Consider the following 14,325-nt stretch of genomic DNA (forward strand, 5'->3'; position numbering starts at 1 on the left):
TTAGTCATAAAAAAAATGCACCCCAAAATCTTAGACTCTGCTAACATTCAGGGTGCACTTCAAGTTTGTCTTGTAGTCTTTTACCATATATCTAATTCAACAGGTGTTACTTCCAAGATTCAATTGCATTTATTAGTAATGACGCAAATACTTTTGCACCATCTGGTTTTAAATGAACGCCATCTGGAGAAAAATATGAATTATGATTTGCGCTAGCACTATGCCAGTCTACCACTCTAGTATTTGAATATTTACTTGAAACTTCTCTTAAAGTTTTATTAACAATCGATTCCCAAGGTCTTGGTACTCGCGTGTTAACAAATAAAATTTTTCGATCTTTTCCAATTAACTCTATGAGAGAAGACATTTGTTTTACGGTAAACGGACCGTTTGTACCTAGCTCTATAACAACAATATTACCAAGCGAATTTGTATTTTTTGCTTGGTGAATAATTGCAGATGCTTCAGTAAATTGTCTTCCAATTTTAGCATTTACCGAAAGAGATGAATATGTTTTTTTGAGTTCAGGAATTGAATTAATAACGACAGAATCCCCTATGATAAATACACTATTGTTTGAAACAACCGGCTTATTCGTTTCAGCAGGTTTATTAGTATTAACATTATTATTATTATTTGGCGTTTGATTGTTATTTACAACTGGCTTAGAATCTTCATTTGTTTGACCGTTATTATTGTGCTTATTTGTATTGTCAGTAACTGGCTTTTCATCTTTATTTACTGTTTCTTCTTCATTATTTACTGTTTTTTTGTCATCATTTTGCTGAACTGACTTAGTTACCTGTTTATCGTGATCAACTATAGCTGTTGAAGGAGGTTCTTTAATATCGTTTTCAACAACAGTTTCAGATGATTGCTTTGATACGGATTGAACCGATTCAATTTCTGAGCTTGCTTTTACACCTTTAGCATCAGGGAGAACAGATAGTCCAAAGCTTGCGATACCAGATAGTAAAATAAACGTGCTAATGATCACAATATGTTTATAAAAGAATTCTTTTAAGTTAATATTTCCTGCAAGGAAGTTCTTCCAAAGTATACCTAGTTTACCTTTTCTAATTGGGTCTTCAATATAGTGATAGGATAGTGCAGCAAGAACAAATATTAAAGTAATTTGACAAATTGCTCTAAAAAGTGAAATATCGCCAGTGTTAACCTTAGGGGAAAATAAAATAATTACAGGATACTGCCATAAATAGATTCCATATGAACGTAATCCAATCCATTTCAATGGTCTCATTGCTAGGAATCTACCAATCTTACTTGTAGGGTGAGCGAGTGCTGCAATTAGCATTGCAGCGGAAATAGACAATAGGAACATTCCTCCGCGATAAAGGAAACTATCATATTGATTTGTTTTACCGACCATAAGTAGAAAAATAAGTAAACCAGTAATCCCAACTAGATCAATTAAAATCTTTCCAGAGGTTGTAACGTTATTTGTAAGTTTTCGGCTAGGCCATACTAATGCTAATGAAGCTCCGATTAATAATGAAAAAGCTCTCGTATCAGTACCGTAATAGACTCTACTAGGATCACTACCCGGATGGAATAATATAGCCATCAGTAATGCAGAAACGATTGCACCAACTAATGTATACAAAAATAGGCGATCTTTATTTTTAATATATTTTAAGCCTAATATAGTAAGGATTGGCCAAATAATATAAAATTGCTCTTCAACTGCTAACGACCAAAAATGATTTAATATAGAAGGATTTGCAAAAGACTCAAAATATGAAAGATGATGGAAAATATACCACCAATTACTGTAATAAAATATTGCAGCTATTGAATCTTGTTTTAAATTTCCGATCATTGATGATTTGAATAATGAAACAAATGCAATGACGATTAGTAGTAAGGTGAACATTCCTGGTAAAAGTCTTTTTGCGCGGCGGTACCAAAAACTTTTTAAGTCAATCCTTTGATTTGTACTCCACTCGGCAATTAATAAATCAGTAATCAAATAACCTGAAAGTACAAAGAATACTGTTACTCCTAGGAAACCACCAGAAGCCCAAGAAAAATTTAAGTGATAAGCAATGACCGATAAAACTGCTAATGCTCTAAGCCCGTCTAATCCAGCCATATAACGAAACTGTTTATTTGTATTAGACATAAGCAGAACCTCTTTGTTTAAACACCTCATAAACGATTTCTTTTTCGAATAAATATTGAGCTCTTATAAAATTTAATTTCTTAACCGTCTGAACCGCGAAGTTCATTACTAATTTCCCCTTCCCCTAATTTAACTATTTATGTCAGCCTTCTTTATATATTGGCTTTTTGTTTAATGTATTTGTTTTTCTTAAAAGAGAGCCAAACCTAATCAATTAAGAGTGGCTCCTTTATTCGTTTTTATCTAATATAATGATGTCCAACTAAAACTTTTGAAAGAACGTCAGTTGGAATCGTGAATTCAACAACACCCATATAACCAGGCGCAACTTCATATTTATCAAATGAAATAACAAGCTTATGATCATTATTTATATAAAAATTTTGATTGTCTTTAATGGTTACGAAAGGATCAATTGAATAGTCAAGATTTGCCTCCGGTATCCAGTATACCTTACTTTCATCTTTTTTCATCTGCTCTTTCATTTGTTCTTTAATGTTTTCGCTAATTATTTTTACATATGAATTATCTTTAAAAAGAATAGGTAATGACAATAAAATTTCCTTTTTCTTGTCAATTGTGTCGAATTTCATAGTCGTTGAGGAGGAAGCAGCAGTATTAACAACATATCTTTCAATCGACAATATGTCCTCATTATCTGTTTTAACTTCATAACCACTATCAATTCCTAAATGTGCACCAGAATCTTTTTTTACAGATTCTGTTTCTTTCATAAATTGATCATATAGCTTCTTATTTTCTTCTAAGTATTTATTGTTCAAGCTTTGCTCTAAATCTTTATTTTTTAAATTATTAACCGCAGGGACTTTTAAATCTGCCTTATAGGTTGGCTCATCTACAGTATATTCAGTAAAAGTTAGTACATTAACAACATTTCCAAGTATTGGAACATTCGATAATGACTTTGCAAAAGTCGAACTAGTATTTATTGATAAAACAAATAGTGCAGCAGTAAAAAAACCTGTAATTGACTTTAGAGGGAATCTTTTTTGTATTGAACGTTTAATTGCTTTTTTAACAATAATGTCCAAATTATCAGGGATAGGGACATTTTTATAGTCCGATCTTAATTTTTCTAATTTTTTATCCAACTAATTGGCCTCCCAAAAATAAATTCATTTCATTTTAATCCGGAGTATTTCTAAAGCTTTATATAAACGAGTTTTTATTGTATTTGGACTCTCCTGTAAAATTTCAGCAACTTCTTCTATCTTTAAGTCTTCGAAATACCTGAGGACAATTACAGCCCGATATTTAGTTGGTAAAGATTCTAATGATCTTTCTAAATCAATATCCGTATAATTATCATCCTGTCCTGAAGAATATAACTCAATGGTTTCTTCATCCATTACAGTTACTTTTTTTTGTTTTCTTAAAAAATCTAATGATGTATTTACTACAATTCTATAAAACCAACTTTTTAAAGATTGTTTATTTTTTAATTTATCTTTTGAGGAAATGGCTTTATGAATAGAATCTTGTAATATATCCACCGCATCTTCTGAATTTTTAACGTAGCTATAAGCTAACCGATAAAAATCATCTTTATTATTAATAATAAAATCTACAAGTTCCTTTTCTAAGTTAGATTTCCCCTTCATTTAAAGAGCTCCTTTTTTGAGATACGTATCTGAGAAGGTACACATTATAAAAGACGTATACCTATTCGAAAAAGTTTTATAAAAAGTAAAAAATATTTTAGGGAATTTTTACTAAAAATCAGCCTACCTGTTTAATGGTAATTTGGCCTAAATTAGTAGTATACAGATGGCATATCAATTCGTAAACAAACTATAGACAATTAATTAAAAAAAGAGCTAATGAGTACTTCTATTCCAATCAACTGGCGTTTTAAAGTATAAAAAGAACCAAAACAAAAAAAGCAAGAATCTAAAATCTTGCTCTTATACAAGTTGTTGAAAAACAATCTTGTCAGTTAATGATCAAATTTTCGTAAAAGGAGTAGAGTGATGTTGATTTCCATTACAGGATGCTCGCTTTNNAGCCTGCGGGGTCTTTAGCCTTCCCGCATATCCCATAGGAGTCGAGCATCCCTCCATTCCAATCAACTAATTCAGCAAAATAAGTTTTACGATAAAAACCTAATTTAATATCCTTTACTTTGTGTAACATAACAGTTTATTAATCAGTTTGTAAGTCAATTGTGATTGAACAACAAATTATAAACGAATCAATTAAAACTATATAACTAAAATTTGCTCTTAATATTTTTAATTTCCGAAAAAACAATTTACTATAGTTTATTGGTATATTTAAAATTATTGAAACACTTTAACATTTAAAATCTTGCTCTTTTATAATGGTTATATTTGAAATTGTTTATAGAAAGACGAATCAAAAGGTTCCAGCTTTTTTCTTTGATAGCTATTTATTTCCATATTGAGATTATAGATAATAGGAATAAGAGTCTGCAAACTGTACTAATCTTACTAATTTAGTTGGAGGATATATGATTAAAGAACACTATAATTTTGACCCATTTCCAAAAATAGTCACGGATCGATTAGTTTTAAGACAAATGAATAATGAAGATCAAAATGAAATATTTGCTTTACGATCAAATAAAAAGGTCTCTCAATATATAAACAGACCGATTGCAAAAGAAGTTGATGAAGCACTTCAATATATAATAATGATTAATGAAGGAATTGAACGTAATGATTGGGTTCTTTGGGCAATTACTCTTAAAGAAAGTGATCAATTAATCGGTACAATTTGCTTGTGGAATTTTTCGGTCGAGCAATCGAAAGGGGAAGTTGGATATGAACTTTCACCAGAGCTTCAAGGAAAAGGAATCATGCAAGAGGCATTAAAAGCAGTGTTAGCATATGGATTTAGTACTCTAGAATTACAAGTCATTGAAGGAATTGTTCAGTCAGAAAATCAAAAATCAATCCAAATTTTAGAGAGAAATAAATTTATTAATAAAGGCCTGGTAAATAAGAAATCGACGGATGAAGAAGACATACATTCATGTATTTTTGAGTTAAGGAATGAAAGGTATTATTCATAAATAATGACTTGAAAAATAGAGAATCGAATAGCTTTCTATTTTTTCACATATTAAGGATTTTAAAGTTTAAACAAACGTTTGAATAAAAAAGTAGTCACTAAGCTAATAGCGACTACTTTTTTAATTTAAACTAACAATTTTTAAATTTTTTGATTGAAGATACTCAATAATTTGTGGTAAAGCATCTAAAGAAGGTTTAGTTTCGTGAAGTAGAATAATACTTCCAGATTCAGTGTGGCTTTTAACGTAATTTATAATTGTATTTGTGTTGCGGTTCTTCCAATCTTCAGTATCTTTATCCCATAAAACCATTTTAAATTGATGTTTTTGCATTAATTCAATAGTTGCTTGGTTTTTTGCACCGTATGGTGGTCTAAAGAGAGTTGTGTCTTGCTTTGTAATATTTGTTATTAAGTTACTTGTTCTAACCAGATCATCTTCTTGATTTTTATAAGATAGTTTTAAGAAGTCATTGTGGTGCATGGAGTGGCTTCCAACTGAGTAACCGTTAGAATATGCGTATTGTACACAATCAGGATATCTTTGAACGTTATCTCCGATGTAGAAAAATGTACCGCCAACTTTGTATTTTTTTAAAACATTTACAATTTCCTTTGAATATTTCGAGGGACCATCATCAAAAGTAAGGGCTACGCTACCTGGTGGGATACTATAGTTAACTACATTGTTTAATTTTACAGTCGGATATATTGATTGGACAGGTTTATTGATTTGTTCTTGCTTTATTGCATATCTAACATCCGGCTCATTTGTGTGCACATTCGGTTGAGATACGTTTTTAATATCAGTTTTCTTTGGATCTTGTTTATCCTGATTTGTTTTAATTGGTTTCTCTGGAGATTTTATATTTTGTGCCTTTGAAACACTTTCAGCTTTGGCAGGTTTTTTTCCGCAAAATAAAGATTCTGATTTACAAGTTTGACTCTTATAAGCTATTAAACTAATCGATAGAATACTAATAGCAGCAACAGTAAGCCAACCATAAAGTTTATATCGTTTCGAATTGCTCTTTTCTTTTTTGGAACTGGATCGACTAATTGATAAATAAGGTAGATCAATTAAAATCCTAAGATCCTTCATATTTTTTATGGAGTGAAGTTGAAGATGAAACTCTTCTGAACAAGAAAAGTAGATTTTTTCACTCTCATTATTGTTTGATTTAGTAACAAAACTAATAAACTGATCTTTATCCCCATCCCAATTACTACATAAAGAAAGGCTAAACTTATAGTTTTCATCAAAAATAATTTTTGATTTCATAAGATTGGCCGTTTCGTTGTCAATTTCCCAATGAAGTTCTATTTCTTGATTAAATAATAGTTTTATATGCAAAAAGGATTTATCGAATTTTTGTTCGATTGATAGAAGCTCAATATGTTTTTCATTGTTAATTGACATAACTTCCTCCGATCTTGTAAAGAAATCATTAATTTTCGTTTATTCATAGACAGTAAAGACTGACCTAAAATTATAACTTTTGTCATAATTATTTCTACTGTTTTTCTTTAAATATATTAGTCTATAAGGAAAATAATATGTAAAGATTTTCCCTACTGAGAACAGGTTTTTTAAATACTTTAAAATATGTCGAATATTAAATTTACCTTACAATTTAATTGTAAAGTACTGTAAGAAATTGTCAATTGAAGATTTGAAATTAGTCCCTTTGGAACAAGAGAATTAAGCTGAAAAGTATAGAAAGTACCATTTAATAATGTTTAATCGATTGAAATGGCATCTCATTAGGAAAAAAGTACCTTTGAGACGCTTTTTGTGTGCAAATTAAGAGTTCCAACATTTTAAGAGGTCTTTTGAGGCATTCTTTTTATAAATAAGAAAGAATAAAACAATAAAACAACCTGTTATAAAAAAGTAAAATTGACATTTTGTAAACAATAACATATTATGTTTGTAAATAAATAAACATTTTAAATAATTGTTTGGTTAATAATAAACAAAAAAGGGTTGTGTTTGTTAAGTGGGAAATTTAGATGTTTTTTGGAATGCCGATATAGAAGAATTAAAACAAGGATATATGGAAGAGGAAAATCATTATTTATGTTTACTCTGTAGTAAAAAAATTGAAAAAGGAATTATTTATCAAGATTCAGGAATTTTATATGAAGCCGAAAAATACATGAAAATTCATATAGAACAAAGTCATGACTCTGTTTTCGATTATTTGATCCAACTGGATAAAAAACTAACAGGATTAACAGAACATCAAAACCATCTTTTACGTCTTTTTTATCAAGGGAAGAGTGATACAGATATTCAAAAAGAAACTGGTATCGGTAGCGCTTCTACGATCAGGAATCATCGCTTTGTTTTAAAGGAAAAAGAAAGACAAGCAAAATTATTTCTTGTCATGATGGAGCTTTTAAAAGAAAAGGATCAACATGCGCCAAGTTTTTTACCACTTCATAAAACAGCGAAAATGGTCGATGAGCGCTATAACATTACGGAAGATGAAATGGAAAAAACCTTAAAAAAATACTTTCCGGAAGGCATAGATGGACCACTAAAAAAATTTCCATTAAAGGAAAAACAAAAGCTTGTTGTTCTAAGAGAAATCGTTAAAAGATTTTCACCAAATAAGAAATATACAGAAAAAGAGATAAATGAAGTACTGACAGCTATTTATCCTGATTATGTCGTGTTAAGAAGATACTTAATTGAATATGGCTTTATTGATCGAAAGTCGGATGGCAGTAGTTATTGGTTAAAAGCTTAGTAGAGAAAGGTTGTTAAAAATGAGTAGAAAAAAAGAATTAAAAATGCAATATAAAGAAACGAAAGTTCAAGCAGGTATTTATCAAATTAAAAACATAAATAATCAAAAAATATTCATAGTAAGTACTAAAAATTTAAAAACAATTAATGGTAAGAAATTTGAATTAGAGGCAGGGTCTTGTACAAATAAAACACTTCAACAAGAATGGAATGAATATGGAAAAGAGTCATTTGTATTTGAGGAATTAGAAATTTTAAAGGAAGAAGACATTAGTCCATTAGGTATCAAGGGAGATCTAAAAAGACTCGAGGAAAAATGGTTAGATAAACTCCAACCTTATGGTGAAAGAGGATATAACACATACAATAGTAAGGGTGATCAGACTTGATTACATCTGAGATTAAACCCCAGGAGCAAAAAAAAGTAAAATTTACTTTATTACGCCCAATGATTATGTTTCTAATTCCATTACTTTTAAGTAATATTATGCAGTCTATTGGTCAGGTTTTTAGCATGATTATAGTAGGAAATTGGTTAGGGGAAAATGCTTTAGCAGCAATTTCAGCTTTCTTTCCAATATTTTTCTTTTTAGTATCATTTATTATTGGAATTGGCTCTGGCAGTTCAATTTTAATCGGTCAGGCACATGGTGCAAAACTTGAAGGAAGAGTAAAAGCTATTGTTGGAACGACTCTTACTTTTACTCTTTTTCTCTCAGTAGTGCTTGCGATAATCGGCAATATTTTTATTGAAAAACTATTGAGATTAATAGGAACACCTGAAAATATACTTCATGTAAGCACACATTATGCTTCCATTTTATTTTGGTCGATTCCCGTGCTATTTATCTATATGGTATATACAACTCTAATGAGAGGTATTGGGGATTCAAAAACACCGTTTTATTTTCTTATATTAAGTACCGTTTTAAATGTTGCATTATTACCACCATTAGTATTTGGATGGGTAGGCATACCGAAGCTAGGAATATATGGGGCAGCTTATGCCTCAGTAGGTTCAACGGTTTTGACATGTATAGTTCTATTCATTTACTTACACAAAACGAATCATCCCCTTCGCCTTGATGCTTCAATAAGAAACTATTTGAGGATGGATCTTGAACTTTTAAAACTAATTTTAAAACTAGGTATTCCAACGAGTATTAATATGGTATTTCTTTCGATTTCTGAGATTGCCGTTATTACTTTTGTTAATCAATATGGATCAGATGCTACTGCATCCTATGGGGTAGTAAATCAGTTAGTAAGTTATGTTCAAATGCCATCAATTTGTATTGGAATTGCAGTATCAATTTTTGCTGCTCAATCAATAGGAGCAAATCAGGTTGATCGATTAAACCAAGTTATTAAAATAGGATTATTACTTAACTATGTGCTAGGTGGCATAGTAGTATTACTCACTTATTTTTTCTCAAAGTCTATTTTAAATTTATTTCTAACGAATGATAGTACTGTACAAATAGCGAATAGTTTATTGATGATTACGTTATGGGGATATTTAATACTCGGACATTCATTTATTTTATCGTCTACAATGCGTGCAAGTGGAGCAGTACTGTGGCCAACGCTTATTAGTATATTCGTAATATGGTGTATTGAAGTACCTGTAGCCTATTTTTTATCTCATTTCACAAGTCTCGGAATGAAAGGAATTTGGTTCGGATACCCGGCAGCTTTTATAGTTGGACTTGGATTAAATTTTTTATATTATAAATTTTCATGGAGAAAGAAACGCATAGTCCGTTTAGTCAATTAATCCTAAAATTCTTCAGACTGAAAATCAATTTTTTGGGACTTTGTCTAAACACTGAAACCACAAGATTATCCTTGTGGTTTTTTGTTTTCCCATTCACATTCTTTGTACTTAAGATTCCCCGTATACCTTTATTGTTATAGGAACATACTTTTATAGATACAAATTAAAATGCAATTTTACTGATTGTGTTCATAAAATCGTAACATTATCGGTCATTTGATTAGAATAATTAATTACATTGGACAATAAGATATTACATTATAGGGGGTTAACGACAGTCAATTTTTATTTTATTAAAATTTAAGAAAATATCACAATTTGTTCTAAATGCAAATCGCCCATTGTGTTTAAATATACATGAGGTGAGTAATTTGAAAGTTGATTTGGTAGGTGGAACTAAACAAACTCTTAAAAATTTTAAAAAAACATTTTTACTTACGATGAGAGTAAGATTAAAACCAACAATTGAACAAGAAAGACAATTATGGAAATCAGTGGGAACTGCTAGATGGGCTTATAACTGGGCATTATCCAAACAAGAAAAAAGTTACAAAAAAGGTGGGAAATTTATTTCTCATGGTCTGTTGAGAAAAGAATTAACTGTATTAAAACAAACTTATGAATTTTCTTGGTTGTATGAAGTATCCAATAATATTACAAAACAAGCGATAAAAGATCTTTGTGGTGCATATATGAAGTTCGCTAAAGGGTTAGCAGATAAACCACGATTCAAAAGTAGAAAAAAATCAAAACCATCCTTTTATAACGATAATGAGAAGTTGAAAGTAAAAGGAAATAAAGTGTTAATTACAAAAGTCGGTTGGGTTGTTACCTAATCAAAGATATTATAATCCTAGAGTTAGTTACGATGGTAAATTTTGGTATATCTCTGTTGGTGTTGATGTTTTAAAAGAAACAGTTGTACTGACAGATATCTCTCTTGGTATTGACGTAGGTATAAAAGAATTAGCTGTTTGTTCAGACGGAATCAAGAAGAGAAATATTAACAAAACAAGTACTGTTAGAAGTGTAGAGAAACGCCTACGTAGGTTGCAACGTCAAGTTTCTCGTAAATATGAAATGAATAAGGAGGGAAACCGCTTCGTCAAAACAAGCAACATTATAAAAATCGAAAAGAAGATACAACACCTCCATAGAAGGTTGACAAATATCAGACTAAATCATCTTCATCAATCCACGAGCGAGATTGTGAAAACCAAACCTTATCGCATCGTAATGGAAGCTATTAATATCAAAGGAATGATGAAGAATAAGCACCTGTCAAAAGCAATTGCAAAGCAGTGTCTATATAAATTCAAACGTCAAATTCAATATAAATGTGAAAAATATGACATTGAATTTGTTGAAGCTGATAAATGGTATCCATCTTCTAAAACGTGTTCAAGTTGTGGGAAATTGAAAAATGATTTAAAACTATCAGACCGGTATTACAAATGTCAATGCGGTCATGAAATGGATCGAGATGTAAACGCAGCAATCAACTTGTCACGATATAAATTAGTAAACTGACACCTGGACGTCAATACTGATATGTAGGATTCGTTGTATCCGAATTTACGCCCTCGGAGTGTTATATCAAACGAAAGTAGTCTAACTAGGCAAAATCGGACACGTAGAAAAGGGAAATAAACGAAATCTATAAAAAATAAATAATAGATATTTATTGATTTTTATAAGTTTTGGCAACGGGATTTCAGATGGAGTTGGATAATGTCACACTCAGTAGATTACTAACAAGTATGACACTAGTATTTCACATTATTTTTGCAACAATTGGTGTAGGAATACCCTTAATGATCGCAATTGCAGAAGGGTTAGGAATCTTAAAAAAGGATCCACATTACACGTTAATGGCAAGAAGGTGGGCCAGAGGTTACACAATTACCGTTGCAGTTGGAGTAGTGACTGGTACTTGTATTGGTCTGCAACTATCTTTATTATGGCCGAGCTTTATGAGAATCGCGGGTCAAGCAATTAGTTTCCCATTGTTTATGGAAACATTCGCTTTCTTTTTTGAAGCGATATTTCTTGGGATCTATTTATATACTTGGGACCGATTTAAAAAACCTATTTATCATTGGTTAATCATTTTACCTGTTATATTAGGATCAACTTTGTCGGCATTTTTTATCACTACAGTAAATGCGTTCATGAATACTCCACAAGGTTTTACTTTGAAAAATGGAATAATTAAAACGGTCGATCCAATCGCTGCAATGTTTAATCCAGCTGCTCCTTCTAAAACTTTACATGTAATTGTTACTGCATATGTTGCATCCGCTCTTATATTAACGTCGATCGCTGCTATTCAATTATTAAGAGGAAAGAATACGGAATACACACGAAAAGGGCTTCGATTAGCAGCAACACTAGGATTAATTTTTGCCGTTTTAACAGGTGTCACAGGAGATGTTTCAGCAAAATTTCTTGCTAAATATCAACCAGAAAAACTAGCCGCAATTGAATGGCATTTTGAGACAGAAAGAGGGGCAGATTTTGTCTTATTCGGAACACTAGATGATAAAACACATGAAGTAAAATATGAAATTCGAATTCCTAAACTGCTAAGCTTTTTATCTTTCTCAGATTTTAATGCACCAGTAACTGGATTAAATGAATTTCCAAAAGATGAGACGCCACCTTTGTTCATACATTATTTATTTGATATTAAGATGACATTTGTCGGCTTAATAATATCGATGACCTTCATATTTGTTGTGTTTTCTATTAAGAAGAAAAATTGGATGCATAATAAATGGCTTTTACGTGGACTAGCGCTGACAGGCCCATTAGCGATGATTAATATCGAACTTGGATGGATGATTGCCGAAATTGGCCGCCAACCATGGATATTAAGAGGATATATGAAGGTTTCAGAGGGAGCCACAACTGCCAAAGGACTAGGCGGTATGTTTTGGTTGTTTTTTGTATTGTATGTATTTTTAGGAGTCTTTTGTACAATCGTTATTCGAAAAATGTTCATTCATAATCCACCCGAAGATGAACTTCAATATCGTTTAAAAAAATAGGCTCTGTTTAAAATTCAATCAAAAAACTCTCGGTAAGTTACGAATAAGTAAATGTTGTAGCTTGAAAGAGTATTACTGGAATTTGAGACAAAGCCAATGAATAGGAGGGTGAACATTGAATATTGAGTTATTAGGAATAATCGTTTTATGGATATTTCTATATGGATATATCATTATTGCATCAATTGACTTCGGTGCTGGATTCTTTGCTTATTTTGGAAAAGTAACAAAAAAGGATCACTTAATAAATAATTTGATTAGTAGATATTTATCACCTGTTTGGGAGATAACGAATGTGTTTTTTGTATTTTTCTTTGTTGGCATAATAGGTTTCTTTCCAAGTGTTGCATTTTACTATGGAACGGCCCTTTTAATCCCAGGAAGTATTTCGCTAATCCTAATGGCAATTAGAGGATCGTTTTATGCCTTTTCTAATTATGGATCCAAGGAAAACAAAGTTTATTTATTCTTATATGGAGCGACTGGCCTATTGATTCCAGCTTCACTTTGTACAGTTCTGACCATTTCCGGAGGAGGGTATATAGTTGAAAAAAATGGAGTCGTTCAATTTTTAGCTAAAAACTTATTAACAAGTATCTACTCTTGGAGTGTTGTAATCATTGCAATCATATCAGTCTTATATATTAGTGCAACATTTTTAACCTATTACGCAAGTAAAGCGAAAGATGAAAGTGCGCTGGAAATATTAAGACAATATGCTTTATATTGGACCGCTCCAACGATCCTATCAAGTTTTCTTGTTTTTGTCGGATTAAGAGATAATAATAGTAGGTTTTATCAAAATATAGTTAATCATTATTGGTGGATGTTTTTATTATCATTAATTTGTTTTTTAATAGCATCATCATTAATTTTACTAAAACGAAATTACGGAACAGCCTTTATATTTGTAATGCTCCAATTCTTCTTTGCTTTTTTCGGCTATGGGGCAGCGCACTTGCCATATATATTAGATCCATATATTACGATATACAATGGATACACGAATCAAACATCCGGTACCATGCTAGTAACTGTATTTGTCTTAGGGTTGTTACTGTTAGTTCCATCGCTATTGTTCTTATTTAAACTATTTTTATTTGATGCTGAGTATGTTCAAGGCAAAAAGTAAAGTGGGGGAGATGAAATGCACTCTTCTAATAAACATGAAAAGCGGCTTGTGCTTCTATGTTTTATTGTAGCTTTTATAATGGGATTATCTTTTATTAGTAAATTTTTTCATTGAATAATGAGTGGAGAGGCGCCTATAACATTGAGGCGTCTTTTTTTGAATAAAGGATGAGGTAGGGGGGGGAACTGCAAATAAATTTTACGAAACTGCAAATAAACTGATGGAACTGCAAATAAAAATGACGAAACTGCAATTAAATTAATTGAATCTGCAATTAAAAAGGTCAAAACTACAAATAAAAAAGGTGAATCTGCAATTAACATGCTAAATTCACCTGAAATTACCTTCATATTATTTAAATAGATAGAAAAAGGGATGGAAACTAATCAAATATTAGGTCAAGCCACTATTATT

At 31.0% G+C, this 14,325-nt stretch carries 11 protein-coding genes and 1 pseudogene; 7 read left to right on the forward strand and 5 right to left on the reverse strand.

Features of this window, described 5'->3' with window-relative positions:
* Positions 1–106 precede the first annotated feature (106 nt).
* From CN946_RS19320 to CN946_RS19330, 3 genes are all read right to left on the reverse strand, one after another.
* On the reverse strand, positions 107–2,143 hold the full coding sequence (locus CN946_RS19320; protein WP_098862575.1) for an acyltransferase family protein: 2,037 nt from the start codon (positions 2,141–2,143) through the stop codon (positions 107–109).
* A 239-nt stretch (positions 2,144–2,382) separates the two neighbouring features.
* Positions 2,383–3,255 (reverse strand): anti-sigma-V factor RsiV, encoded by an 873-nt coding sequence (gene rsiV, locus CN946_RS19325; RefSeq protein ID WP_098862576.1) that lies wholly within the window; start codon positions 3,253–3,255, stop codon positions 2,383–2,385.
* 24 nt (positions 3,256–3,279) lie between these two features.
* Entirely contained in the window at positions 3,280–3,765 is a 486-nt protein-coding gene (locus tag CN946_RS19330) for an RNA polymerase sigma factor SigV (RefSeq protein ID WP_098862577.1), read from the reverse strand.
* An 869-nt stretch (positions 3,766–4,634) separates the two neighbouring features.
* On the opposite strand from CN946_RS19330, the gene CN946_RS19335 reads away from it, so the two are divergent.
* A complete protein-coding gene (locus CN946_RS19335; RefSeq protein WP_098862578.1) occupies positions 4,635–5,198 on the forward strand; it encodes a GNAT family N-acetyltransferase in 564 nt (187 codons plus the stop codon).
* A 120-nt stretch (positions 5,199–5,318) separates the two neighbouring features.
* Here the strand turns inward: CN946_RS19335 and CN946_RS19340 are convergent, their stop codons facing one another.
* Positions 5,319–6,617: a polysaccharide deacetylase family protein gene (locus CN946_RS19340; RefSeq protein WP_098862579.1), complete on the reverse strand. Its 1,299-nt coding sequence runs from the start codon at positions 6,615–6,617 to the stop codon at positions 5,319–5,321.
* A gap of 637 nt (positions 6,618–7,254) precedes the next feature.
* On the opposite strand from CN946_RS19340, the gene CN946_RS19345 reads away from it, so the two are divergent.
* The 6 genes and pseudogenes from CN946_RS19345 (at position 7,255) to CN946_RS19370 (ending at position 13,911) form a co-directional block, all read left to right on the forward strand.
* On the forward strand, positions 7,255–7,953 hold the full coding sequence (locus CN946_RS19345; RefSeq protein ID WP_483295407.1) for a DUF2087 domain-containing protein: 699 nt from the start codon (positions 7,255–7,257) through the stop codon (positions 7,951–7,953).
* A gap of 19 nt (positions 7,954–7,972) precedes the next feature.
* Positions 7,973–8,341 carry a GIY-YIG nuclease family protein gene (locus CN946_RS19350; protein WP_098862581.1) on the forward strand — a complete coding sequence of 123 codons (369 nt, stop codon included), beginning with the start codon at positions 7,973–7,975 and terminating at the stop codon, positions 8,339–8,341.
* A gap of 59 nt (positions 8,342–8,400) precedes the next feature.
* Positions 8,401–9,729: an MATE family efflux transporter gene (locus tag CN946_RS19355; protein ID WP_141546945.1), complete on the forward strand. Its 1,329-nt coding sequence runs from the start codon at positions 8,401–8,403 to the stop codon at positions 9,727–9,729.
* A gap of 440 nt (positions 9,730–10,169) precedes the next feature.
* Positions 10,170–11,259, forward strand: a pseudogene (locus CN946_RS19360) (RNA-guided endonuclease InsQ/TnpB family protein).
* 188 nt (positions 11,260–11,447) lie between these two features.
* The gene (locus CN946_RS19365; protein WP_098862582.1) at positions 11,448–12,779 is read left to right on the forward strand and encodes a cytochrome ubiquinol oxidase subunit I; all 1,332 of its coding nucleotides are present in this window, start codon (positions 11,448–11,450) and stop codon (positions 12,777–12,779) included.
* A 115-nt stretch (positions 12,780–12,894) separates the two neighbouring features.
* Positions 12,895–13,911: a cytochrome d ubiquinol oxidase subunit II gene (locus CN946_RS19370; RefSeq protein ID WP_098862583.1), complete on the forward strand. Its 1,017-nt coding sequence runs from the start codon at positions 12,895–12,897 to the stop codon at positions 13,909–13,911.
* A gap of 107 nt (positions 13,912–14,018) precedes the next feature.
* On the opposite strand, the gene CN946_RS19375 is transcribed toward CN946_RS19370, so the two are convergent.
* Positions 14,019–14,234 carry a hypothetical protein gene (locus tag CN946_RS19375; RefSeq protein ID WP_098862584.1) on the reverse strand — a complete coding sequence of 72 codons (216 nt, stop codon included), beginning with the start codon at positions 14,232–14,234 and terminating at the stop codon, positions 14,019–14,021.
* Positions 14,235–14,325 lie beyond the last annotated feature (91 nt).

It is taken from the genome of Bacillus sp. AFS053548 (assembly GCF_002575105.1).
Taxonomy (GTDB): Bacteria; Bacillota; Bacilli; order Bacillales; family Bacillaceae_G; genus Gottfriedia.